A 26,142-nucleotide genomic window follows, 5' to 3' on the forward strand; every position below is an offset into this window, starting at 1 on the left:
CCATGACAAAACTTTTAAAGAACGTTCTGATGCTAGATGAGCAAGGAGATTTAAATGCCACTGAAATTTTTATCGAGGATGGTAAAATTGCTGCAATCGGTGAGCATTTAGAGCGAAATGCTGATGAAACAATTGATGGAAAAGGTCATGTGATTGCGCCGGGGTTCGTAGATGTTCACGTCCATTTACGTGAACCAGGTTTTGAACACAAAGAAACAATTGCAACAGGCACTATGTCAGCTGCAAAGGGTGGATTTACTACAATTTGTGCAATGCCAAATACAAAACCAGTACCTGATTCTATAGAAAACTTGGATATGATCAATGGTTTAATAGAAAAAAGTGCGATTGTTCGAGTACTTCCATATGGCTCACTTACAGTAGCACAATCAGGTGATGCTCGAACAGATTTAAGAGCTTTAAAAGAACATGGTGCTGTCGCCTTTTCAGATGATGGTGTAGGTGTTCAAGAAGCGGCAACTATGTATGAACAAATGAAAGATGCTGCAAAAATTGGTATGACAGTTGTTGCTCACTGTGAAGATAACTCGCTAATTTATAACGGTGTTATGCATGAAGGAAAACGTAACAAGGAATTGAATCTACCTGGAATTCCTTCTATTTGTGAATCTGTTCAAATTGCACGTGATGTGCTCTTAGCAGAAGCGGCAGGAGCTCATTATCATGTGTGTCATGTTTCAACAAAAGAATCCGTACGAGTGGTACGGGACGCAAAAGCAGCTGGTATCAATGTGACCGCTGAAGTCTGTCCGCATCATTTGTTATTAGAAGAGATGGATATTCCATCTGATGATGCAAATTGGAAGATGAATCCACCACTCCGAGCAAATGACGATTGGCAAGCGCTACATGAAGGATTACTTGACGGTACTATAGATTGTATTGCGACAGACCATGCACCTCATACACAGGAAGAAAAATGCTGCGGAATGGTAGGTGCACCATTTGGAATCGTTGGATTTGAAACAGCTTTCCCGCTTTTATATACACAATTTGTTGAAACTGGAAAATGGACTCTTAAGCAATTAATTGATTGGATGTCTATTAAACCAGCTAAACTTTTCAATTTACCATATGGGAAAATTGAAGTTGGAGCATCAGCAGATTTAGTTCTATTAGATTTGAAAGAAGAGAAAGTCGTAAATGCAGAAGAATTTGCCTCAAAAGGAAGAAACACACCTTTTAATGGGTGGAAGGCAAAAGGTTTTCCAGTCTTAACAATTTCAAAAGGAAATATTGTATGGGAGGATGCACAATGACAACAAGAAAACTCATTTTAGAAACAGGCGAAGTATTTGAAGGGCAGGCTTTCGGTAGCGAAAAAGGATCACAAGGCGAAGTCGTATTTACTACAGGGATGACAGGTTATCAAGAAACGCTTTCTGACCCCTCATTTTGCGGGCAGATTGTTACAATGACATATCCTTTAATCGGAAATTATGGCGTTAACCGAGATGACTTTGAAACCATTTCACCAGCAATTAAGGGATTTGTCGTACATGAATTGGCAAAAGCCCCATCGAATTTCCGTAATGCAGGAACATTAGATGACTATTTCAAAATGAAGGATATTCCAGGAATTGAAGGTGTAGACACACGAAAACTAACTCGTTTAATACGTAACGAAGGTTCTGTAAAAGGTTATCTTTCAGCGGCTGGGGAAGAAGTGAATATAGATGAAGTAGTGGAACAACTTCGTCATACAACATTACCAACAGATCAAGTTGCACAAGTTTCTACTAAAAGCGCATATCCTTCCCCTGGACGTGGAAAACGTGTTGTATTGATGGACTTTGGGATGAAACACGGAATTCTCCGTGAGCTAAACAAACGTGATTGTGATGTTATTGTAGTACCGTACAACACAACTGCAAAAGAAGTTTTAGCATATCATCCTGATGGTATTATGCTATCGAATGGCCCAGGAAATCCACAAGATGTTCCTGAAGCAATAGAAACTGTAAAAGAACTAATCGGAAAAGTGCCAATCTTCGGGATTTGCCTTGGTCAACAGCTGTTCGGACTTGCATGTGGCGCTAAGACATTTAAGTTGAAATTTGGTCATAGAGGGGCAAACCATCCTGTAAAGGATCTTCGTACTGGTCGTACAGAGTTAACTTCTCAAAACCATGGCTTCGCAATTGATAGTGATTCACTTGAAGGAACGGATTTGGAAGTGACACATATCGCTTTAAATGATGGAACATGTGAAGGATTACGACATAAAAAATATCCTGTATTCACTGTACAATATCACCCTGAAGCTTCACCTGGACCAGAAGATCCTAACCACTTATTTGATGAGTTCATAGAGTTAATGAATAACAATACTAGAGAGGAGCAAAAACAACATGCCTAAACGCCAAGATATTAAATCCATTTTAGTAATCGGTTCTGGCCCTATTGTCATTGGTCAAGCTGCAGAATTCGACTATGCAGGTACACAAGCCTGCCTATCTCTTAAAGAGGAAGGTTACCGAGTTATTCTTATAAACTCAAATCCAGCTACAATTATGACAGATACTGAGATTGCAGATAAAGTATACATAGAACCAATCTCACTTGAATTTGTTTCTAGAATTTTACGTAAGGAACGTCCTGATGCAATCCTACCTACACTTGGAGGACAAACGGGTTTAAATATGGCAATTGAGCTTCATAATTCAGGGATTTTAGATGAGCTAGGAATTGAAATTTTAGGAACAAAATTAGATGCTATTAACCAAGCTGAGGATCGTGATTTATTCCGAAATTTAATGTATGAGTTAGGTGTTCCGACTCCTGAGTCTGATATCATTCATAACCTTGAAGAAGCCGAAGCATTTGTTGAGAGAATCGGCTATCCAGTCATCGTTCGACCAGCGTTTACGCTTGGCGGTACTGGTGGTGGTATTTGTTATAACGAACAAGATCTTCATGAAATTGTTACTTCAGGATTAAACTACTCACCAGTTACTCAATGTTTATTGGAAAGATCAATTGCTGGTTTTAAAGAAATTGAATATGAAGTAATGCGTGATTCTAAAGACAATGCAATTGTAGTATGTAACATGGAAAATGTGGACCCGGTTGGTATCCATACAGGTGATTCAATAGTTGTAGCGCCATCTCAAACATTATCAGATCGTGAATATCACATGCTACGAAATGTCTCATTGAAAATAATTCGAGCTTTGGGTATTGAAGGTGGATGTAACGTTCAATTAGCCCTTGATCCGAATAGCTTTAATTACTATATTATCGAGGTAAATCCTCGTGTATCCCGTTCATCCGCACTTGCATCAAAAGCAACAGGATACCCAATTGCCAAACTTGCAGCAAAAATTGCTGTTGGCTTAACGCTAGATGAAATGATTAACCCTGTAACTGGAAAAACATATGCGTGCTTCGAGCCAGCTTTAGACTATATCGTAGCAAAAATCCCTCGTTGGCCATTTGATAAATTTGAAACTGCAAAGCGAAACTTAGGTACTCAAATGAAAGCAACAGGTGAAGTAATGGCAATTGGCCGTAACTTTGAAGAGGCCATTCTTAAAGCAGTACGTTCACTTGAAACAGGCCATAAACATATCGAGATGAAACATGCAGAAGACTTAACCGATGAATGGATTAAAAAACGTGTTAAAAAGGCAGGAGATGAACGTCTATTTTTCCTTGCTGAAGCAATACGTAGAGGTGTCACAATCGAAACTATTCATGAATGGAGCCAAATCGATTTATTCTTCTTAGATAAATTTAAAAATATCATTGATTATGAAACTGTTTTAAAAGAGAATCCGAATAATCCAGATGTATGTCGTAAAGCGAAAAAATTAGGCTTTGCAGATGAAACAATCGCGAAACTTTGGAATACACAAGCAAACAAAGTATATGATTTCCGTAAAGAACATGGCATCATACCTGTTTACAAAATGGTTGATACATGTGCAGCAGAATTTGAGTCTGAAACACCATACTTCTATGGAACATATGAAGATGAAAATGAATCCATCCGTTCAGAACGAGAATCTGTAATTGTTTTAGGTTCAGGCCCAATCCGCATTGGTCAAGGGGTTGAGTTTGACTATGCAACGGTACATTCAGTATGGGCTATACAAGAAGCTGGATATGAAGCTATCATTATTAACTCAAATCCAGAAACAGTATCCACTGACTTCTCGATTTCAGATAAGCTTTATTTCGAACCACTAACTATTGAGGATGTTATGCATATTATCGATTTAGAACAACCAAAAGGGGTAGTTGTTCAATTTGGTGGTCAAACAGCGATTAACCTAGCAGACAAATTAGAAGCACGTGGTGTGAAAATTCTAGGGACTTCACTTGATTCAATCGATAGAGCTGAATCGCGTGACCGCTTTGAAGAAGCACTACACGAACTAGGTATTCCACAACCTCTAGGTAAAACAGCAACTAACACACCTGAAGCGATTGCAATTGCAGAAGGGATCGGCTATCCGGTTTTAGTTCGACCTTCCTATGTACTAGGTGGCCGTGCAATGGAAATCGTCTATAATACAGATGAATTAAAACACTATATGGAAAATGCCGTAGAAGCATCACCAGAACATCCGGTATTAATAGACCGTTATTTAACAGGAAAAGAAATTGAAGTAGATGCAATTTGTGATGGCGAAAATGTGTTAATTCCAGGAATTATGGAACATATCGAACGTGCAGGTGTACACTCAGGTGACTCAATCGCAGTATATCCGCCACAAAACTTATCACAAAAACATATAGATACATTAGTAGACTATACAACTCGATTGGCAAAAGGATTAGGAATTATTGGACTTATGAATATTCAATATGTCATTTCTCAAGATGTTGTCTATGTAATTGAAGTAAATCCACGTGCATCACGTACAGTACCATTTTTAAGTAAGATTACCAATATTCCTATGGCGAATGTAGCAACCAAAGCTATATTGGGCCATACAATTCCACAACAAGGCTATCCAACAGGATTAGCGCCAGTTAAAAAAGGAGTTTTTGTAAAAGTACCGGTATTTAGTTTTGCAAAATTGCGTCGTGTAGATACAACTTTAGGACCTGAGATGAAGTCCACAGGTGAAGTAATGGGTAAGGATAGCACATTAGAAAAGGCATTGTATAAAGGTTTTGTAGCAGCAGGTATGAAAATTGAAGATCATGGTGCAGTGCTTATGACCGTTGCAGATAAAGACAAAGCTGAAGCTATTACACTCGCAAAACGTTTTGTAGAAATCGGTTATTCCATTTTAGCAACACCTGGAACAGCAGAATCTTTAAAACAAGCCGGTATTAAGTCAACGATTGTTGATAAAATAGGCTCAAATGGCCCGACATTACTAGATGTAATACAAAATGGTAATGCTCAATTAGTTATTAATACACTAACAAAAGGCAAACAACCAGCTCGTGATGGTTTTAGAATTCGTCGTGAGTCCGTAGAAAATGGTGTTGCTTGTCTTACTTCTCTTGATACAGCAGATGCTATTTTAAGAGTTATTGAATCCATGACATTTACAGCTAGTGCTATGCCAAAGGCAGAATTAGAGGTGCATGCATGATTAAACAAGAGAGAATGAAAGTCGTACGTCATAAACAAATAGCAGATGATATTTTTGAGCTGACCTTAATTGGTCAGCTTTCCCTTGAAATGAAACAACCTGGACAATTTGTACATATCCGTGTCTCTGATAGTTTCGAACCATTATTAAGAAGACCAATTAGCATTTGTTCAATTGACCCAGAACATATGGAATTTACTATGTTGTATCGTGCTGGTGGTAGAGGTACTAAATTATTATCATTAAAACAACCAGGAGACGAAGTAGATATACTTGGTCCATTAGGAAATGGTTTTCCTGTAGAAGAGGCAAATACAGGAGAGACAGCCTTGTTAGTTGGTGGGGGGATCGGTGTACCGCCATTGTATGAGTTATCTAAACAACTAAATGCTAAGGGTGTTCGTACAATCCATGTACTAGGGTTCCAATCGATTAATAATGTTTTTTATGAAAAACAATTTAGTGAACTTGGTGAGACTTACATTGTAACAGCAGATGGAAGCTACGGCACAAAAGGTTTTGTAACGAATTTATTAGCTCAACTGAACCCAGAGTTTGATGTTTTTTATAGTTGTGGTCCACTACCAATGTTAAAGGCTTTGGAGCAAACATATCCTGATAAAAAAGGCTTTCTATCTTTTGAAGAAAGAATGGGCTGCGGTCTAGGTGCTTGCTATGCATGCGTTTGTAAAACAACTGATGCAGTTGAAAATGACTATTTGAAAGTTTGTTCAGATGGTCCTGTCTTTCCGAGAGGGGTGGTTGCATTATGAATCGATTACAAGTTGAGTTGCCAGGATTATCATTGAAAAATCCAATTATACCTGCATCTGGGTGTTTTGGCTTTGGTCAAGAGTATGCAAAATTATATGATTTATCGAAACTTGGAGCAATTATGATTAAAGCAACAACGTTGGAGATTCGTAAAGGAAATCCAACACCTCGTGTAGCTGAGACATCTTCTGGAATGTTAAATGCGATTGGGCTGCAGAATCCAGGGTTGGCACATGTAATGGAATATGAATTGCCTTGGCTTGAACAATATGATGTCCCGATTATCGCAAATGTCGCTGGAACTGATACAACTGATTATGTAGCTGTAGCTGAAAAAATCTCAACTGCACCAAATGTCAAAGCATTGGAGTTAAATATTTCTTGTCCGAATGTCAAATGTGGTGGGATTCAATTTGGTACAGATCCTAAAACAGCAAGTGAACTAACAGCAGCCGTTAAAGCTGTATCCAAAGTTCCTGTATATGTGAAGTTATCTCCGAATGTTACAAATATAGTAGAAATTGCAAAGGCAGTTGAAGCTGGTGGCGCAGATGGTATTACCATGATTAATACATTAATCGGTATGAGACTACATCCAAAAACAGGAAAGCCTATTATTGCAAATGGTACTGGTGGATTATCAGGTCCAGCTGTTAAACCAGTAGCTATTAGAATGGTATATGATGTAAGTCAACAAGTGAATATTCCAATCATTGGTATGGGTGGTATAACAAATGCTGAAGATGTCATTGATTTCTTATCTGCGGGGGCAAGTGCTGTTGCTGTTGGTACTGCAAACTTTGTGGATCCTTTTGTATGCCCGAATATCATCGACGAGTTACCTCAAAAGTTAGATGAACTAAACTGTGAAAAAATATCAGATCTTGTTGGAAGGAGCCATCGATAAATGACAGATAAGCCGATAATTGCTTTAGATTTTCCGTCTGAAGAGAAAGTCTTTCAATTTCTATCTCAATTTCAAGAATCATTATTTGTGAAAGTAGGACTAGAACTTTATTTACAAGAAGGCCCATCCATCATTAAAAAGATAAAAGCGCAAGGTCATGAAGTTTTTCTTGATTTAAAACTTCACGACATACCCAATACTGTTAAATCTGCAATGAGAGGTTTGGCGAAGCTTGGTGTAGATGTGGTTAATGTTCATGCTGCTGGAGGTAGCGAAATGATGAAAGCGGCATTAGAAGGTTTGCAAGAAGGAACGCCGGTAGGGGGAAAACGCCCAGCCTTAATAGCAGTGACGCAACTTACTTCAACAAGTGAGGAGCAAATGCATCGCGAGCAAAAAATCACAACTACATTGGAAGAATCTGTTCTAAATTATGCAAAGTTAGCAAAGGAATCCGGGCTAGATGGTGTTGTCTGCTCTGTTTTAGAGGCAAAAGCTATCGAAAAAGTTTGTGGTAAAGAATTTCTTAAAGTAACACCTGGCATTCGTTTATCTGGTGGTGCATTACATGATCAAAAACGTGTTGCAACACCATCGTTTGCAAAAGAAAATGGTTCTACACACATCGTAGTAGGTCGTGCGATCACACAAGCTAATGATGTGGTGGAAGCCTATCATATCGTACAATCAACATGGGGAGGACAATAAAATGACAATTCAAAAAGATGTAGCACAAGGTATGTTAGAGGTAGGAGCAGTTGAGTTAAATCCAACAGAGCTTTTTACGTGGGCTTCAGGTATAAAATCACCAATCTATTGTGATACTCGACTTACAATCTCTTATCCAAAAGTACGAAAAACAATCGCAAATGGTCTTGCTGAGTTGATCAAAGAAAACTTTCCTGAAACTGAAGTTGTTGCTGGAACTGCGACAGCAGGAATTCCTCATGCGGCATGGGTTAGCGATATTCTAGATTTACCTATGGTCTATGTACGTTCAAAACCAAAAGATCATGGTCGAGGCAACCAAACAGAAGGTAGATTACATAAGGGACAAAAAGTAGTGGTTGTCGAAGATATTATTTCAACAGGTGGTTCAAGTATTACTGCTGTCGAAGCACTTCGTCGTGAAGGAGCAGAAGTATTAGGTGTAGTTTCTGTTTATTCTTATATGCTACCTCGTGCACAACAAAACTTTGATGAAGCAGGTGTCCCATATAAAAGCTTATCAAATTTTGAAGCACTTGTAGATGCTGCTAAAGAAACAGGTGCAATACAAGAAAATGATATCCCCGCATTACTCCAATGGCATAAAGATTTAAAAGCTGGAAAATTATAAAGTGATTTAAAATAATGCTGTTTATAAAAAGCGAGATGCTCTTATTTCTTAGAAGATTGTCCAAGAGATAGGAGCTTTCTCGCTTAAACCAATTTATTAACAATAAACGTCCAATATTTTACCCACGGACAAATCTTTTTATTTGTCATATTGTTCAAACTACATTAAAATAAAGAAAACCTATCAAAAAACTATGGTTTTAGAAAGGGTTTGAAAATGGCTGAACAATTAGAAGAATTTTTACCTCAGTATACTATTAATCCACAAACAAATATTAAAAGAGTTGTACTTAAAGTGATTGATTTAGCAAGACAGATAGCTTTCTATGAACAAGTCGTAGGTTTAGAGTTACTTAGTAGTACTGAAAGTTATGCATACTTAGGCGTAAAAGGGGATTCAAAGGTGCTTTTAGAATTGCGGAAAACAGCTGAAAAGTTGCAACCCGCAAAAAGTACAGGGTTATTTCACATCGCCTTTCTAGTACCAAGTAGAGAGGCATTTGCAACAAAGTTCTTCGAAATTTTGAGAAATAAACAAACAGTAGATAGTCCTCAAGAACAAGAAACCCGTTTTCCTCATTTCGAACGTATCATTCCAATTGCTAAATTAGATAGTGCAAGTGATCACGGTTATAGTGAAGCATTCTATTTATCGGATGTGGAAGGTAATGGCATTGAAATTTACGCTGATCGACCAAAAGAAGAGTGGAATCAGCACCCTCAAGGGAGTAATCCGTTAAATTTTAAAGAGCTTGCAGAAATTGCTCAATTTGAAAGCGATGGTAAATTACCACAAGGTACAACGGTTGGACATGTACATTTGCGAGTAGATAACTTAAAAGAAACGTTGTCATTTTACAATCAAGTATTAGGGTTTGAATCTCAGCTTGTTTTAGATGATGCATTTTTCGTATCAGCAGGTGGTTATCATCATCATATTGCCGGAAATACTTGGTCTGGTACTAATATTGCACATCCTATTGCTATACACAGTGGCTTACAAGAAGTGCAATTTCAATTACCATCAAAAGCTGCATATTATAAGATGAAAAATCATGTAAAACAGTTTATCCAAATGCAAGATTTAGAAACGTATTTTGCTGTTAACGATCCAAGTGGTAATCGATTAGTATTTTTTGCCGATAATTTATAATCAAATTTTTAAAAGAGGTCGACCTTTGTTATGCTGTCGACCTCTTTGTTATTTTACATATTAATCTTGTTTCAATGTCATCACTAATTCTTCATCAGGAGTTACATAAATTGTTTTTTGTTCAAAATAAATAACGAAACCTGGTTTTGCACCATTAGGCTTTTTCACTTGACGAACTTCAGTATAATCGACCGGTACCGATGAGGAATCACGCGCTTTACTGAAATAAGCTGATAAAGTAGCAGCTTCTCTTATAGTTTGTTCATCTGGCTCTGCACTATGAATGACGACATGAGAGCCTGGAATATCTTTTGTATGCATCCAAATCTCATATTTTCTTGCTAATTTGAACGTTAGATAATCATTTTGCTTATTGTTTTTACCTACTGAAATTTGAATTCCAGTTGAAGATATAAATTCTTCAGGAGAAGGTTTTGTCGGTTTTTTACGTCGTCTAGAAGCACGTAGCTTCATAAAACCTTGTTCTGCTAATTCTTCTCGAATTTCTTCAATATCATGTGGAGCTGCTTGTTGAACTTGTTGTGAAAGCATTTCAAAATAAGCTAAATCTTCATTTGTCTTATCAATTTGTTGTTGCACCATAATTAATGCATTTTTTGCCTTGTTATATTTTGTGTAATAACTTTGTGCATTTTCAATTGGTGTTTTTCGTTCACTTAAAGGGATTTTCACTTCTGCACCATTCTCATCGTAATAATTGGCAACAGTAACTTCTTTTTGTCCTTTTTCAAAGTTATAGAGATTGGCCATCAATAACTCACCAAATAATTGATATTGGTCTAATTTTGAGGCATGATTTAAATCCTTTTGAAGTTTTTTTAGTTTTAAGCGTAACTTACTAATTTCATTTTGCAACCATCTTTCAAGATCCCCGGCTTGTTGTTTCACGCGGTCACGTTCAGCTCTAGCAAAAAACACACGATCGAGTAATGTGCTTAAAGAAGGATATGTAGTTGGTTTGCCTTCTAAATGAGTAAGTTCTATAGGAGAAAATTGTGTTTTTCCGTTCACTTCCACAAAAGTTGGTAAATTACCACCATTTGAAAACTCTTGTATAAAGGAAGGGAAAAGTTCCGCCGCAGTTTTTTCACCGTTTTTCACACGATATAAAAATTCATTGGCATGCAGTGGAGAAAAGCCGGTGAAATGTTGAACAATTTCTTGTGCTGTTTTCTCAGTAGAGAAGAATGTTTGTAACTCTTTGGGAGATACAGCTGCCGGATTCACTTTATTTTGCGCTGGAGGTGCAACATAATTTTGACCTGGAAGAACAGTTCGGTAGCTATTCATAGCAGGTGGTAAATGTTTTAAACTATCTACGATTTTTTTCGATTCTTTTTCAACCAAAATAAGGTTACTATGTCGTCCCATTATTTCAGCATGGAGTTCTCTTGTAATTGGATCTCCAATTTCGTTTTTGCTTGTGATTGTTAAAACAATTATTCGGTCTCCATCGATTTGTTCAATCGATTCTATAAAACCACCTTCAATATGTTTTCGTAACAACATACAAAACATGGGTGGTTCGGCAGGGTTTTCGACAGTTTGACTTGTCAAATGAACACGTGCGTAAGATGAATGGATTGAAAATAATAATTTATGATTACCGCCATTAGCTCGTATTGTTAAAATAATTTCTTGTGCATTTGGTTGGTGCACTTTAGCTATACGACCTGTGACCAGTTGTTGCAATTCTTTTGTCATTGCTAGTGTAAATAAGCCATCATATGCCATATGTAAATTCCTCTTTCAAAGCGTTTTGCTCTATCTTAACATTTTTTCATAGAAATATGTCTATTACATATTCGAAATGCAGAATGTTTCTAAACCAATTTATGATTATGCACAATAACTTTATCTTATGATATACTTATGGATAGTATGCAAAGAAGGATGTGACTGACCTTGGTACGAAGTATGACTGGATTTGGCAGGGGTGTCACAACAACGGATCAATTGCAGTTAACCGTAGAAATCCGTTCGGTAAATCATCGCTTTTTAGAAATTTCTACACGATTTCCAAAAGAATGGACTGAAGCGGAAGTATTTGCAAAAAAAGTACTCTCTACAAAAGTTTCGAGGGGAAAGTTAGATGTATCCGTCTACGTGAAAGAATTAGAGCCACTTGGACAAACTGTGAAAATCAATTGGAATTTGGTCAACACTTATAAAGAAGCAAGAGATGAGTTAAGAAAACAAGTTCCACTAGATGAAAAATGGTCTATGTCTGAAATTTTACAACTTGATCAAGCATTGATTTTAGAAATGAAACAAGTTTCAAAAGAAGAAATTTTAAATGCTGTGAAAGTAGCTGTTGAAGAAGCGGCTCAAGTTCTTATTCAAATGCGACAAAGAGAAGGTCAGGAATTATTAGAAACTATTTTAGGTTTCAAAAAAGCTTTAGAAGAGCAAATTGTTATTATAAAAGAAGTTTCTCAACAAGCTGTGGAGAAATATCGTGATAAACTTATAGAGCGTATAAAGGAAATTAGTCAAGCAGATTATTTAGAAGACCGTCTTTTAACAGAGGTCGCTATTTTTGCTGAAAAAGCGGATATAGCAGAAGAATTAGATCGTTTAGCAAGTCATTTAAAACAATTAGATGAAACATTGCAAGAGGATACTTCCATTGGTCGTAAACTTGACTTTTTAATGCAAGAAATACATCGCGAGATTAATACGATTGGTTCAAAAAACCAGTCAGTTGATGCAGCAAATGCTGTTGTACAAGCCAAAGCAATAATAGAAAAAATGAGAGAACAAGTTCAAAATATTGAATAATAGCAATAATTATTGTATGATTAACTTTTTGGAACGATGAGGGAGAGATAATGAGAAGAGAACGTGGATTGTTAATTGTTTTATCTGGTCCGTCGGGAGTCGGCAAAGGAACAGTGAGAAAAGAGTTATTTTCACAACCAGATACCAATTATGAATATTCTATTTCTATGACCACGCGTAAACCACGTGAGGGAGAAGTTGATGGCGTGGATTACTTCTTTAAAAGTAGAGAAGAATTTGAAACGCTAATCGATCAAGGTAAATTACTTGAGTATGCTGAATACGTAGGAAATTATTATGGAACACCTATTGACTATGTAAATGCTACTTTGGATGCGGGACGTGATGTATTCCTTGAAATTGAAGTTCAAGGTGCAGCACAAATTCGTGAAAAAGTACCAGACGGTTTATTCATTTTCCTAGCACCACCAAGTCTTTCTGAATTGCAACAACGTTTGATAGGCCGTGGGACTGAAACTGAAGAAGTAATTGCAACACGTATAGCTGCTGCGAACAAAGAATTAGAAATGATGAATTTGTACGATTATGTCGTGGAAAACGATGAAGTACAATTAGCATGTGAACGAGTAAATGCGATTGTTCTTGCAGAACATTGTAGACGTGAACGTGTAGAAAAACAATATTTAGCTATGTTGAGAGGAGAATAATAGATGCTATTTCCATCTGTTGACGTTTTAAAAACTAAAATCGATTCAAAATATTCACTAGTAAGCCTTGCTTCTAAAAGAGCTCGTGCTATGCAAGAAGGTAGTTCAGAACATTTATCTTCATATGTTTCTGACAAAAATGTTGGGAAAGCCCTTGAAGAAGTAGCTGCAGGTGTTCTTTCAATAGAAGACCAAGATGTAAATAAAGTTTATGAAGATGAAGTTTAACCATTATTCAATCGTATTTATTAATTAGGGTTGGACTTCTGGCAGTTGACACGGATTTTGATGAATATTAGTCAAAACAATTTGACAAAATCTTAGTGTATTTTGCCGGATGTGTAATTGATTAACTAAAACGCTGTAGCTCCCAGAGAATTATTTCTTTGGGAGCTTGTGTTGTTTCGAGAGGGAGAAAAACATGATTGCAAATAAGAACATTTTACTTTGTGTATCAGGTGGAATCGCAGTTTATAAGGCAGTTGCACTAGTTAGTAAACTTACTCAAGCAGGTGCACATGTGAAAGTAATGATGACAGAATCTGCAACCCGTTTTGTAACGCCTTTAAGTTTTCAAGTTATGTCCAAACATGATGTTTACACAGATACATTCGATGAGAAAGATTCAGGAGTAATCGCACATATTGATTTAGCAGACTGGGCAGATCTTGTCATCGTTGCCCCAGCAACAGCTAATATTATTGGTAAACTAGCTAATGGTATTGCAGATGATATGGTAACAACTACTTTACTTGCAACAACATCAACAGTTTGGATAGCTCCAGCGATGAATGTACATATGTATGATCATCCGGCAGTAATACGAAATATTGAACGTTTAGTGAAAGATGGCTATGAATTTATAGAGCCTGCTGAAGGGATTTTAGCTTGTGGATATGTTGGAAAGGGTCGTTTAGAAGAGCCAGAAAAAATTGTTTCCTTAGTAGAACAATTTTTTAAACCAAAATTCTTGCCTTTGAAAGGAAAAAAAGTGGTTGTTTCTGCTGGCCCAACTAGAGAAAGAATAGATCCAGTACGATATTTAACAAACTTTTCTTCTGGAAAAATGGGGTATGCAATGGCTGCAGCAGCACAGAAGTTAGGTGCAGAAACGATACTTGTTTCAGGACCTGTTGATATTACTCCTCCAGTAGGTGTCAAACTCATTTCTGTAGAAAGCGCTGAAGAAATGTTACAAGCTATTTTAAGAGAATATGATGGTTCAGATATTGTTGTAAAAGCGGCAGCAGTTGCAGATTATCGTCCTAAAACGAATCTACCTCAGAAAATGAAGAAGCAAGCTGGCGATACAAGTATTGAACTTGAAAGAACAACTGATATTTTACTAACTTTAGGTGAACGGAAACAACATCAGTTACTTATCGGCTTCGCTGCGGAGACGAATAATGTATTAGAATATGCAAAAGGAAAACTAATCAAAAAAAATGCGGACTATATTATTGCAAATGATGTTTCTAAATTAGATCGCGGCTTTGGAACAGATTCCAATACAGTTACAATAGTTGGAAAAGAAGATTTCCAAAAAAGCTATGCATCAATGCCTAAGGAACAACTTGCTACTGAGTTATTTTTGACTATCCTAAAAAGAGAAGGTATATCACAATGATTGCGCAAATTATTGTTGATGTTTCTGCTTATCCTGTGGACAGGCCGTTTGACTATTTAGTTCCTGCTGAACTTGAGGAACTTGTAGAAGTTGGTTGTCGTGTTAAAGTGCCTTTTGGTCCGAGAAATGTGCTTGGATTTATCATATCATTGAAAGACCAAACTGATGTGCCTGACAATAAACTAAAAGCCATTACACAATTATTAGATATAGAACCAGTACTAACTGAAGAGATGCTTGAACTCGCTAAATGGATGACAGTGCATACTCTATGCTATGAAATAGATGCCTTACAAGTGATGCTACCTTCTGCATTACGGGCAAAGTATGAGAAAACGATTAAGCTAACGACTGAACTGACCAATTTACCTGACGAATTGCAGTCATTGTTTGGTCAAAAAGAAATGATTCCTTATAAAAAAGTTGAAGCAGCTAATCTTTTAAAACTCCTTAAATATTGTATGAAGCAGGGATTCGTTGAACAGAAAACAGTTGTAAAACAGCAAGGAAAAGTAAAAGCTGTTCGCAAAGTGAAAGTATTGGACGATGTGTTTAAATTGCAAGAAATTGCTACATCCATCCCTACACGCGCAAAGAAACAAGTGCAAGTTGCAGAATGGATGGTAGAGCATGCAGGTGAGGAGTTTATCCCTCATGAGCTTTGTGAAATGTTAAATATTACATCGGCCGTATTAAATGGAGTCATTGAAAAAGGAGCAGCTAGCTATTTCAAAGAGGAAGTATACCGCAATCCATTTGCAAAAGATGCACACAAATCGAAAGCACTTGAATTGACCGGCGAGCAAACTGAAGCATTAACGCAAATCCTGCAATCTATGAAAGAAAAAGCCGCAACTACCTTCTTATTACACGGTATCACTGGTAGTGGTAAAACAGAGGTATATCTGCAAGCCATTCAAGAGGCTATTAATCAGGGGCAAGAGGCAATCGTTCTAGTACCTGAGATTTCATTGACTCCCCAAATGACTGAACGATTTCGAGCCCGTTTCGGGGATTTAGTAGCAGTTATGCATAGTGGGTTATCTAAGGGTGAAAAGTATGATGAATGGCGAAAAATCGGCCGTGGGGAAGTAAAAGTAGCAGTAGGGGCTCGATCCGCTATTTTTGCTCCTTTTACTAATCTAGGGCTTATTATTTTAGATGAAGAACATGAATCTACTTATAAACAAGAAGATACACCTCGCTACCACGCTAGAGATGTTGCAATTTGGCGCAGCCATTTTCATCATTGTCCTGTAATTTTAGGCAGTGCTACACCTTCACTTGAGTCTTTTGCAAGGGCTAAGAAAAATGTTTACACTTTGCTCACTTTATCAGAGAGAGCTAAAAAACAATCTCTTCCTAGTGTACAGGTAGTAGATATGCGAGAAGAACTTCATAGTGGGAATCGTTCGATGTTTTCTACCTCTTTAACGGAAGCGATTCAAGAAAGACTTGCTCGAAAGGAGCAAATGGTATTATTTTTAAACCGACGTGGCTATTCTTCTTTTGTTTTATGTCGCGATTGCGGAACTGTTGTTCAATGTAAGAACTGTGATATCTCTATGACATATCACCGTTCAACTGAAACTTTAAAATGTCATTATTGTGGTTATGAACAACATGTTCCAACAGAATGTCCAGAGTGTCACAGTGAGCATATTCGCTTTTTTGGGACGGGTACTCAAAAAATTGAAGCTGAAATTCATAAAGTGTTCCCTGAAGCAAGAGTGTTAAGAATGGACGTTGATACAACAAGGCAAAAGGGTGCACATGAACGAATTTTGGATGATTTTGGCGCTGGTAAGGCGGATATTCTACTAGGAACGCAAATGATTGCGAAAGGTCTAGATTTTCCTAAAATCACATTAGTAGGGGTTTTAAGTGCAGATACGTCCTTAAACCTTCCAGACTTTCGTGCTGCAGAACGTACTTTCCAATTGTTAACTCAAGTTAGTGGACGTGCTGGAAGACATGATTTACCTGGTGAAGTGATTATTCAAACGTATAGTCCAGAGCACTATGCGATTCAATTGTCAAAAGAGCAGCATTATGAACCGTTCTATGAACAAGAAATGGCAATGCGACATAAGTTTGCTTACCCACCATACTTTTATGTTGTACTAATCCAAGTAACACATGAAGATGTTATGATGGCTGCAGAGTATGCGGGTAAAGTGATGGATTGGTTAAAATTGAAATTATCCACTCAAGTAGGTTTAATAGGCCCTACTGCTGCATCTATAAGTCGAGTGCAAAATCGATATCGCTATCAATGTTTGATAAAATATAAAAAAGAACCGAATTTAATTGAGACATTACAACAATTGATTCGGATATATCGTACAGAATGGATTAAAAAGGGTATTCAACTTACCGTTGATTTAGATCCTTCTACCATTTAATTTTGAAGATAAAGAAAAGAGGTTCCAAATGGCACTGTTAGAAATTGTGAAAAATCCCGCGAAGATATTGGAAACAAAAGCAGCTGAAGTGACAAAATTCAATGCTGATCTAGCTAAATTACTTGATGATATGTATGAAACAATGCTAGAAAATGATGGTGTGGGTATTGCGGCTCCACAAGTAAATAAAAGTATCCAGGCTGCAGTGGTAGAACTTGGAGAAGAACGTGATGTACTAGAGCTTATTAATCCTGTAATCGTAGAAGTTTCTGAAGACACAGGAGTTGATATGGAAGGTTGCTTAAGTTTTCCAGATTTATATGGAGATGTTGAACGCCCTCTATATGTAAAAGTACAAGCACAAGACCGTACTGGAGCATTATATGAATTAGAAGCATACGACTACGATGCACGTGTTATTCAACATGAGATTGATCATTTACATGGTATTCTATTTGATAAAAAAATCACGAGAACTTATACATTGCAAGAAATAGAAGAAATGTATGCAGAGGAGGATGAAGAACAATGATATCAATCGTTTTTATGGGAACTCCTGATTTCTCTGTTCCTGTCCTACAAATGCTACATGACGAAGGGTATGACATAAAAGCAGTTGTTACACAACCAGATCGCCCCGTTGGACGTAAGCATATTCTAACTCCTCCACCTGTAAAAGCAGCTGCTGTAGAACTTGGATTACCTGTTATTCAACCTGAACGATTAAAAGGATCAGAACAATTACAACAAATTATTGCATTAAATCCTGATTTAATCGTTACGGCAGCATTTGGTCAAATTTTACCGAAAGAATTGTTAGATACACCTAAATTGGGATGCATAAATGTACACGCATCATTACTTCCAGCATATCGTGGTGGCGCTCCAATTCATCAAGCAGTTATTGATGGTCAAAAAGAAACTGGCGTAACCATTATGTATATGGCAGAAAAATTAGATGCAGGAGATATTATTGCACAACAAGCGCTAACTATTGAAGAAGAAGACTATACAGGCCTCCTATTTGAAAAATTAAGTATTGTTGGCCGAGACCTACTTAAAGCTACGCTTCCATCTATTATTGATGGTACAAATCAACGAATTCCTCAAGATGAGTCAAAAGTGTCTTTTGCACATAATATTTCACGTGAACAAGAACGTATTGATTGGTCAAAAAATAATACAGCTATCTACAACCAAATTCGTGGTTTACACCCATGGCCAACGGCTTATACAACTCTTGATGGTCAAAATGTGAAGATTTGGTGGGCAAAAAAATCTTCTGTTTCACATCAGCAACAACCTGGTACAGTTATTGGTATTTCTAAAAAGTTCTTTACTGTTGCAACTGGTGAAGGACAAGCAATCGATATTATGGATTTACAACCTGCTGGTAAAAAGCGTATGGAAGCTGTCAATTACCTAAATGGTGTAGGTTCAAAATTACAGATAGGGGACCGCTTTGAATGAGTAAAAGTAAAAAAAACATGCCTATCTGGGATGGTAATGTTCGTGATGCAGCATTGACGATATTACTTGCTGTTGATAAACAGCAAGCCTATAGTAATTTGTTGTTACATCAAACAATAGAAAAATATAAAATCGATGCAAAAGATCGTGGTTTGTTAACAGAAATTACGTATGGTACATTGCAATATAAAATGACTCTCGATTATTATTTGGAGCCATATGTACGTGGTAAGCTGGAGGATTGGGTTCGCTGGCTATTACGAATATCTTTGTATCAAATTGTATTTTTAACGAAAATACCTGACCATGCAGCTGTGAACGAAGCAGTAGAAATTGCAAAACATCGTGCACGTCATCGTGGTATTAGTGCTACGGTTAATGGAATATTGCGTTCTATTTTACGTGATGGTATTCGTGATACAACAAATATTGAAGACGATGCTAAACGTTTAGCGATTGAGACGAGTCATCCTGAATGGCTAGTACGTCGATATATTGATGGTTTTGGATTAGAAAAAACATCCAATATGTTATTTGAAAATAATTTGCCCCCTATCCAAACTGTGCGTGTCAATACTGCAAAAGCGACAGTTGACGAAGCTTTACGTAGTCTATGGGATGAAAAATTTTCAGTTAAACGCAGTACTGTGATACCTGAATGTCTTCACATCATAGAAGGACAAGCTGCTCGTTCTAAAGCATTTAAAGAAGGACTTATAACGATACAAGATGAAAGTTCAATGTTACCTTCATATGCGTTAGAAGTGCTTCCTGGTATGAGAGTTTTAGATATGTGTGCAGCTCCAGGAGGAAAAACAACGCATATTGCTGAAAAAATGAATAACGAAGGTGAACTAATCGCAACAGATTTACATCCACATAAGATTAAGCTTATTGAGCAAAATGCGGATCGTTTAGGTTTATCAATCATTCAACCTCAAGTTTTAGATGGAAGAAAAGCTAGTTCAATATTTGAGAAGGAATCATTTGACCGTATTTTGGTGGATGCACCTTGTAGTGGCCTTGGTGTTATTCGTCGTAAACCGGATATTAAATACACCAAAAAAGAAGAGGATTTTGAATCTTTACAAAAAATTCAGCTTCAACTATTAAATACTGCATATACTTTATTAAAAAATGAAGGCAAAATGGTTTACAGTACATGTACAATTGATAAAATGGAGAACAACGGTACTGTTGAAGCTTTCCTACAAGCTCATCCAGATATGGAGTTATCTCCAATCAAAGATGTACCAGAAGTATTAACTGCATTAAAAACAGTAGGTATGATGCAAGTCTTTCCACAAGATTTTGGTAGTGACGGCTTTTTTGTTGCTGCTTTCAGAAAAAAAGGAGGATCCACAAACTAATGGATCAAGAAATAAAAACAACAGCAAGAGTTAAAAAAGAAAAACCACAACTTCGCGAATCAATTTATTCATTATTACCTGACCAATTACAAGAATGGTTAAAAGAAAATGGAGAGAAACCATTTAGAGCTGCTCAAATATTTGATTGGTTATATATAAAACGAGTAAAAAGTTTTGAAGAAATGTCTAATCTTTCAAAAGGATTACGTGAAAAATTGCAACAAAAATTTGCATTTAGTACATTGAATACTTTAGTAAAACAAGAATCTAAAGATGGTACCATCAAGTTTTTGTTTCAATTACAAGATGGGTATTCAATTGAAACTGTACTAATGGCTCATGATTATGGGAATTCTGTATGTGTAACAACCCAAGTTGGATGTCGTATTGGATGTACATTCTGTGCATCAACTTTAGGCGGGTTAAAACGCCATCTTTTACCTGGAGAAATTGTAGAACAAGTTGTGAAAGTGCAACAAGCATTAGATGAAAAGGAACAACGTGTAAGTTCAGTTGTTATTATGGGAATTGGTGAACCATTTGATAATTATGATTCGATGATGCAATTCTTACATGTCATCAATCATGAGAAAGGGTTAAATATTGGAGCTCGCCATATTACCGTTTCTACAAGTGGTATTATTCCTAAGATTTATAAATTTGCAGATGAACAATTACAAATTAACTTTGCTTTATCATTACACGCACCGAACCAAGAATTACGTCAACAATTAATGCCGATTGCAAAAGCTTACAAACTACCAGAACTAATCGAAGCAGTGAAATATTATACTGAAAAAACTGGTCGCCGAATCAGTTTTGAATACGGTTTATTTGGAGGTGTTAATGACACAGTTGCACATGCAGAGGAATTAGCACAACTTGTTAAGGATATTAAATGTCATGTCAATTTAATTCCAGTAAACTATGTACCAGAACGTGACTATGTACGAACACCAAGAAATAAGATTTTCGATTTTGAAAGAACGCTAAAAAAACATGGTGTCAATGTTACTATTCGTCGTGAGCACGGCTCAGATATTGATGCAGCTTGTGGTCAATTACGTGCGAAGGAGAGAAAAGAAGAGACGACCCACTAATGAGGTGATACGTTGTGAGATATACTGTTGTAAGTGATATTGGAAAGAAAAGAGCAGTAAATGAAGATTCAGCAACTTTTATCTCGCGTGATGACTCATACCAACTGGCTATTGTAGCAGATGGTATGGGTGGTCATAATGCAGGTGATGTTGCAAGTCGTATGGCTGTTACACATTTTGAAGAGTTATTTTTAAAGGCGGATAAAGCCCGTTTTGAAACAAATGAATCAATTGAAGAATGGTTGGTTTCAACAGTAAAAGAACTTAACAAAATACTTTATCAATACTCGTTAACACATGAAGATTGCCAAGGTATGGGTACTACACTTATTGCTGTTCTTTTTAATGGAAATGATGCGACTATTTGTCATGTAGGTGACAGTCGTGTTTACTTTGTTACTAAAGAAGAGAATCGCCTTGTCACTAGAGATCACTCGTATGTCAATATTCTCGTAGATAACGGTGAAATTAGTGAGGAAGAGGCTGAAAGTCATCCAAAGAAAAACTATATTATTAAATCATTAGGAACAGAATCTACTATCGAACCAGATAGCTATAAAGTTGAGATTCTTGACGATTCATTTATGTTAATTTGCTCGGATGGTCTAAGCAACAAAATATCAAATATTGAAATGCACAATATAATAATGAGTTCAGCTACCCTTCAAGAGAAAGGTAGCCAACTTGTGCAATTAGCTAATGATAATGGTGGAGAGGACAACATTACACTCATCCTGCTATCAAAAGACATTGAGGAGGTGTAAGGATGCTCGTTGGAAAAAGAATCAGTGGACGTTATAAAATTCTTGACGTCATTGGTGGCGGTGGAATGTCAAATGTCTACTTAGCACATGATATGATTTTAGATCGCGATGTTGCGATTAAAGTATTGCATTATAATTTTTCAAATGAACAAGAGATGCATCGACGTTTTCAACGAGAGGCTTTATCAGCCACTAGTCTTACACATCCGAATATTGTTAGTATTTATGATGTTGGTGAAGACGGGGATATGCATTATTTAGTCATGGAATACGTGAAAGGGCAGACATTAAAACAATACATACAAAAATACGCCCCACTAGCCCCTGTTAAATGTGTGAATATCATGAAACAATTGACTTCAGCAATTGCAAGCGCACATCAAAATCAAATTATTCATAGAGATATTAAGCCACAGAATATTTTAATGGACGAATCTGGCAATGTGAAAATTACTGATTTTGGTATTGCAATGGCTTTGGAGGATACTTCCTTTACAAGAACCAATTCAGTTTTAGGAACAGTACACTACTTATCTCCAGAACAAGCACGTGGTGGTACCGCAACAAAAAAATCTGATATTTATTCTTTAGGAATTGTTCTTTATGAGTTATTGACAGGCGAACTACCTTTTTCTGGGGAATCTGCTGTTGCAATTGCATTGAAACACTTACAATCAGATACACCTTCTGTACGATCTATAGTCCCATCAATACCTCAAAGTTTAGAAAATGTGGTCTTGAAAGCTACTGCTAAAGATCCGCTTCATCGTTACTTATCAGTTGAAGAGATGAAAGAAGATCTAGAAACGGTTTTATCTGATGAAAGAAGTCATGAAACAAAATTCATCCCACCTTTCGATGAGGATGCGACGAAGCTTATTCCTGTTATAAAAGAAGCTGAAATTGACAGCATACAAGATTTAGAAAAGACAAAAGCTATTCCTATAAAAGAAAAAGATTCGTACAATGATGAAAAAAAAGAGAAAAAAGGAAAAAGAAAAAACAAAGTTTTAATCTTTGTAGGATTGTTACTTAGTCTTTTACTTGTTTTTCTAATTGTATTATTTTTATATCCAGATTTATTTTCTGAAAAAAGATATGAAGTACCAGATGTAACGAATCAAAACGTAGACAAAGCAATCCGCACTTTAGAAAATGCAGGATTTGTTATCGGGGACCAAACAAAGCAAAATTCAGATGACATTAAAGAAGATAAAATTATTTCGACAAATCCTGTAGCGGGGAAAGAACGAACGAAAGGAACAGAGATTGACTTAACTATTAGCGAAGGACCGAAAAAAACGGAAATTACTAATTATGTTGGCAAGGATATTACACAAGTAAAACAACTACTTGAAAAGCAAGGCTTTAATGTGAATGTTAAAGAATCTTATTCCGATGAAACTGAAGGGACAATTATTCAACAATCTCCTAAAGAAGGGGAAAGTGTTATAGCAAAAGACACGACAGTCACCCTAACAATAAGTAAAGGTGTTGAACAGGAATTAGTTGCAAGTTTACTTGGATATGACAAAACAGCATTAGATTCTTATGCAAAAACCTCAGGGTTTAATATTCATATTGGAAGCGATGAATATTCAGAGACCGTTCCGAAAGGACAAGTTATTTCTCAAACGCCAAAAGCAGGGACAAAAGTTGCTATAGGTAGTAAAATCGATGTCGTTCTATCAAAAGGAAAAGAACCAAAACCTCTTAAATTGTTTGTTAAATCTGTAGTGATTCCTTACGAACCAGAAGTTGAAGGTGAACCTCAACAGGTAAGAATATATATTCAAGACCATACACGTTCAATTAAAGATGTGGAACAAGAATTTCAATTATATTCTACTCAGCAGAAAAGGATTCAACTTCAAATTGAAGAAGGGCAAGAGGCTAGATACAAAGTAGAGCGTGATGGTAAAGTAATCATTAATGAAAAGGTAGCATATTAAATTCTAAAATAAGGAGGTAGGACATGCCAAAAGGCCAAATCAGAAAAGCTTTAAGTGGCTTTTATTATGTCCAAGATGGTGAACAACTGATTCAATGTCGGGGGCGCGGAGTCTTCCGTAATAAGGGAATAACACCTCTAGTAGGAGATTATGTAGAATATGAAGTTGAAGGAAATAATGATGGTACAATTACTGCTATTTTAGAACGTAAAAATGAACTTGTACGTCCTCCTGTTGCAAATATTGACCAAGCAATCCTTGTATTTTCAACGAAAAAACCTGCATTTAACCCGATTTTACTGGATCGTTTTTTAGTGGTTTTAGAATCCTTTCAAGTGCATCCAATCATTTGTTTGACGAAAACGGATTTACTATCTGAAAAAGAACTACAAGAGATTGAAAAATATAAAGCCAATTATGAAGCAATTGGTTATAGAATAATCGAGACATATAAAGATGACCCGAATTTACTAACTAAAATGATACCTTTATTACAAAGTAAATTAACTGTTTTAGCGGGACAATCAGGTGTTGGTAAATCTACATTACTTAATACACTAATGCCAGAACTAGAACTAAAAACGGGGATTATATCCGAAGCGCTTGGTCGAGGAAAGCATACAACTCGTCATGTAGAGCTAATTGAAATAGCTGGAGGGTTAATAGCTGATACTCCTGGTTTTAGCTCATTTGACTTTGATAGAATAGAAAAAGAAGAATTAACTCAATGTTTCCCTGAGCTTTTTGTATTATCGGAAAGTTGTAAATTTCGAGGCTGCTTGCACTTAAAAGAACCAAAATGTGCAGTAAAAAAAGCCGTAGAAGAGAAAAAAGTAGAACAATATCGTTATGATCATTATCTACAATTCTTACAAGAAATTATTGATAGAAAGCCGAGGTACTAAACTATGATTCAAATTGCACCATCTATTTTAGCTGCTAATTTTTCAAAATTAGCAGATGAAGTAAAAGAAGTAGAAGAAGCAGGAGCTAAGTTAATCCATATTGATGTCATGGATGGCCACTTTGTACCTAATATTACTATGGGACCAATTGTTGTAGAAGCATTGCGCCCAATAACCAATCTTCCGTTAGATGTCCATTTAATGATTGAAAATCCAGATCAATATATAGAGGATTTTGCAAAAGCTGGTGCAAACTATATTACTGTTCATGTTGAAGCATGCCGTCATTTGCATCGAACAATTCAGCTAATTCGTTCTTTCGGAGTGAAACCTGGAGTTGTGTTAAATCCACATACACCAATTGAATCCATTAAACATATTTTAGAAGATGTTGACTTAGTATTATTAATGACAGTCAATCCTGGTTTTGGTGGACAAAAATTCATTCATTCTGTTGTACCAAAGATAGCAGAACTTTCAGCTTTGATTAAAGAAAAGGATGTAAATGTGGAAATAGAAATAGATGGCGGTATTAACACAGAAACCATCGTGCCATGCGCTCAAGCAGGTGCTACAATCTTTGTAGCAGGTTCTGCGATTTATGGTAAAGAAAATCGTAAAGAAGCATTACAAAGCATTCTAGAGGCAGGAGAACAGTCTATACGATGACTGTTGTCATAATATGTGCTGGAGGTCCAGAGGAGGAAGTCGTATCGAACGATTTCCTCTTTTCTTTCCAAGATGTTAAATTTATCGGAGCTGATCACGGAGCTGTTTATTTGTTGAATAGAGGGATTATTCCAGATTTAGCAGTAGGTGACTTCGATTCATTAACGAATGAAGAGTGGCAATTGGTTCATGAGCGCGTACCAAATATACAACGCCATAAACCTGAAAAAGATGAAACAGATACAGAACTAGCGCTATTGAAAGCATTAGAATTCAATCCGACTGAGATTCTTTTAACAGGTGTTACAGGTGGAAGACTCGACCATTACGAAGCAAATTTACACATTTTATATCGTGTTCAAAAAATGTATCCATCTATTGAAATAAAAATAATAAATAATTTTAATTGTTTGCAATTTTTGTGGCCTGGAGAACATAAGATAGTATCAGATCACTATTTCAAATATCTTTCGTTTTTTGCATTTGGTGATGTCGTGAGAAATGTAACATTACGAAATGTTTTTTATGAAACGACAGATGAAGTCATTGATATAGGGACTACTCGATTTACAAGTAATGAAATAGTAGGCGATTATGCGTCTATTTCATTTTCTAGTGGCATATGTTTAATGATAAGAAGTATTGATGATAAGGAGTGACCA

Annotated in this window: 23 protein-coding genes; 22 read left to right on the plus strand and 1 reads right to left on the minus strand. The window is 36.5% G+C overall.

Annotated elements, in window-relative coordinates:
* The first annotated feature begins 2 nt into the window (after positions 1-2).
* The 8 genes from Q0977_RS00315 (at position 3) to Q0977_RS00350 (ending at position 9,748) form a co-directional block, all read left to right on the plus strand.
* Positions 3-1,280, plus strand: coding sequence for a dihydroorotase (locus Q0977_RS00315; RefSeq protein WP_124217219.1), 1,278 nt, complete (start codon positions 3-5; stop codon positions 1,278-1,280).
* Positions 1,277-2,380, plus strand: a complete 1,104-nt coding sequence (locus Q0977_RS00320) for a carbamoyl phosphate synthase small subunit (RefSeq protein WP_119414224.1) — start codon at positions 1,277-1,279, stop codon at positions 2,378-2,380. The genes Q0977_RS00315 and Q0977_RS00320 overlap by 4 nt, the downstream gene beginning before the upstream one ends.
* Positions 2,373-5,576 (plus strand): carbamoyl-phosphate synthase large subunit, encoded by a 3,204-nt coding sequence (gene carB / locus Q0977_RS00325; protein WP_124217220.1) that lies wholly within the window; start codon positions 2,373-2,375, stop codon positions 5,574-5,576. The genes Q0977_RS00320 and carB overlap by 8 nt, the downstream gene beginning before the upstream one ends.
* Positions 5,573-6,349 carry a dihydroorotate dehydrogenase electron transfer subunit gene (locus Q0977_RS00330; RefSeq protein ID WP_124217221.1) on the plus strand — a complete coding sequence of 259 codons (777 nt, stop codon included), beginning with the start codon at positions 5,573-5,575 and terminating at the stop codon, positions 6,347-6,349. The genes carB and Q0977_RS00330 overlap by 4 nt, the downstream gene beginning before the upstream one ends.
* Positions 6,346-7,257 carry a dihydroorotate dehydrogenase gene (locus Q0977_RS00335; RefSeq protein ID WP_119414227.1) on the plus strand — a complete coding sequence of 304 codons (912 nt, stop codon included), beginning with the start codon at positions 6,346-6,348 and terminating at the stop codon, positions 7,255-7,257. The genes Q0977_RS00330 and Q0977_RS00335 overlap by 4 nt, the downstream gene beginning before the upstream one ends.
* The gene (gene pyrF, locus Q0977_RS00340; protein WP_119414228.1) at positions 7,258-7,965 is read left to right on the plus strand and encodes an orotidine-5'-phosphate decarboxylase; all 708 of its coding nucleotides are present in this window, start codon (positions 7,258-7,260) and stop codon (positions 7,963-7,965) included. It begins immediately after the preceding gene.
* Position 7,966: 1 nt separating this feature from the next.
* Entirely contained in the window at positions 7,967-8,596 is a 630-nt protein-coding gene (pyrE, locus tag Q0977_RS00345; RefSeq protein WP_119414229.1) for an orotate phosphoribosyltransferase, read from the plus strand.
* A 216-nt stretch (positions 8,597-8,812) separates the two neighbouring features.
* Positions 8,813-9,748: a VOC family protein gene (locus tag Q0977_RS00350; protein ID WP_119414230.1), complete on the plus strand. Its 936-nt coding sequence runs from the start codon at positions 8,813-8,815 to the stop codon at positions 9,746-9,748.
* A 60-nt stretch (positions 9,749-9,808) separates the two neighbouring features.
* Here Q0977_RS00350 and Q0977_RS00355 read toward each other — a convergent pair whose 3' ends face one another.
* Positions 9,809-11,503, minus strand: coding sequence for an NFACT family protein (locus Q0977_RS00355; protein WP_299509502.1), 1,695 nt, complete (start codon positions 11,501-11,503; stop codon positions 9,809-9,811).
* A gap of 171 nt (positions 11,504-11,674) precedes the next feature.
* Here Q0977_RS00355 and Q0977_RS00360 point away from each other — a divergent pair, with 171 nt between their 5' ends.
* The 14 genes from Q0977_RS00360 to Q0977_RS00425 all read left to right on the plus strand — a co-directional run bounded on the left by Q0977_RS00360 (position 11,675) and on the right by Q0977_RS00425 (position 26,139).
* Entirely contained in the window at positions 11,675-12,550 is an 876-nt protein-coding gene (locus Q0977_RS00360; protein WP_299509504.1) for a YicC/YloC family endoribonuclease, read from the plus strand.
* Positions 12,551-12,600: 50 nt separating this feature from the next.
* The gene (gmk, locus tag Q0977_RS00365) at positions 12,601-13,218 is read left to right on the plus strand and encodes a guanylate kinase (RefSeq protein WP_119414233.1); all 618 of its coding nucleotides are present in this window, start codon (positions 12,601-12,603) and stop codon (positions 13,216-13,218) included.
* A 3-nt stretch (positions 13,219-13,221) separates the two neighbouring features.
* Positions 13,222-13,446 (plus strand): DNA-directed RNA polymerase subunit omega, encoded by a 225-nt coding sequence (gene rpoZ / locus Q0977_RS00370; protein WP_119414234.1) that lies wholly within the window; start codon positions 13,222-13,224, stop codon positions 13,444-13,446.
* Between the two features lie 193 nt (positions 13,447-13,639).
* On the plus strand, positions 13,640-14,845 hold the full coding sequence (gene coaBC, locus Q0977_RS00375) for a bifunctional phosphopantothenoylcysteine decarboxylase/phosphopantothenate--cysteine ligase CoaBC (RefSeq protein WP_124217225.1): 1,206 nt from the start codon (positions 13,640-13,642) through the stop codon (positions 14,843-14,845).
* Positions 14,842-17,250 (plus strand): primosomal protein N', encoded by a 2,409-nt coding sequence (priA, locus tag Q0977_RS00380; RefSeq protein ID WP_124217226.1) that lies wholly within the window; start codon positions 14,842-14,844, stop codon positions 17,248-17,250. Before coaBC ends, priA begins: the two co-directional genes overlap by 4 nt.
* 28 nt (positions 17,251-17,278) lie before the next feature.
* Positions 17,279-17,782, plus strand: a complete 504-nt coding sequence (gene def, locus Q0977_RS00385; RefSeq protein WP_299509513.1) for a peptide deformylase — start codon at positions 17,279-17,281, stop codon at positions 17,780-17,782.
* Positions 17,779-18,720: a methionyl-tRNA formyltransferase gene (fmt, locus tag Q0977_RS00390; protein ID WP_119414238.1), complete on the plus strand. Its 942-nt coding sequence runs from the start codon at positions 17,779-17,781 to the stop codon at positions 18,718-18,720. Before def ends, fmt begins: the two co-directional genes overlap by 4 nt.
* A complete protein-coding gene (gene rsmB, locus Q0977_RS00395; RefSeq protein ID WP_124217227.1) occupies positions 18,717-20,090 on the plus strand; it encodes a 16S rRNA (cytosine(967)-C(5))-methyltransferase RsmB in 1,374 nt (457 codons plus the stop codon). Before fmt ends, rsmB begins: the two co-directional genes overlap by 4 nt.
* Positions 20,090-21,190 (plus strand): 23S rRNA (adenine(2503)-C(2))-methyltransferase RlmN, encoded by a 1,101-nt coding sequence (gene rlmN / locus Q0977_RS00400; protein ID WP_119414240.1) that lies wholly within the window; start codon positions 20,090-20,092, stop codon positions 21,188-21,190. The genes rsmB and rlmN overlap by 1 nt, the downstream gene beginning before the upstream one ends.
* A gap of 14 nt (positions 21,191-21,204) precedes the next feature.
* A complete protein-coding gene (locus Q0977_RS00405) occupies positions 21,205-21,954 on the plus strand; it encodes a Stp1/IreP family PP2C-type Ser/Thr phosphatase (RefSeq protein ID WP_119414241.1) in 750 nt (249 codons plus the stop codon).
* Between the two features lie 2 nt (positions 21,955-21,956).
* Entirely contained in the window at positions 21,957-23,906 is a 1,950-nt protein-coding gene (gene pknB / locus Q0977_RS00410) for a Stk1 family PASTA domain-containing Ser/Thr kinase (protein WP_119414242.1), read from the plus strand.
* Between the two features lie 23 nt (positions 23,907-23,929).
* Positions 23,930-24,811, plus strand: a complete 882-nt coding sequence (gene rsgA, locus Q0977_RS00415) for a ribosome small subunit-dependent GTPase A (RefSeq protein ID WP_299509521.1) — start codon at positions 23,930-23,932, stop codon at positions 24,809-24,811.
* 3 nt (positions 24,812-24,814) lie between these two features.
* Complete coding sequence (gene rpe / locus Q0977_RS00420; RefSeq protein ID WP_119414244.1) at positions 24,815-25,480, plus strand: ribulose-phosphate 3-epimerase; 666 nt, start codon at positions 24,815-24,817, stop codon at positions 25,478-25,480.
* Positions 25,477-26,139 (plus strand): thiamine diphosphokinase, encoded by a 663-nt coding sequence (locus Q0977_RS00425; protein WP_299509525.1) that lies wholly within the window; start codon positions 25,477-25,479, stop codon positions 26,137-26,139. Before rpe ends, Q0977_RS00425 begins: the two co-directional genes overlap by 4 nt.
* The last annotated feature ends 3 nt before the right edge of the window (positions 26,140-26,142 follow it).

The sequence above is a fragment of the uncultured Rummeliibacillus sp. genome, from assembly GCF_934216135.1.
Lineage (GTDB): Bacteria > Bacillota > Bacilli > Bacillales_A > Planococcaceae > Rummeliibacillus.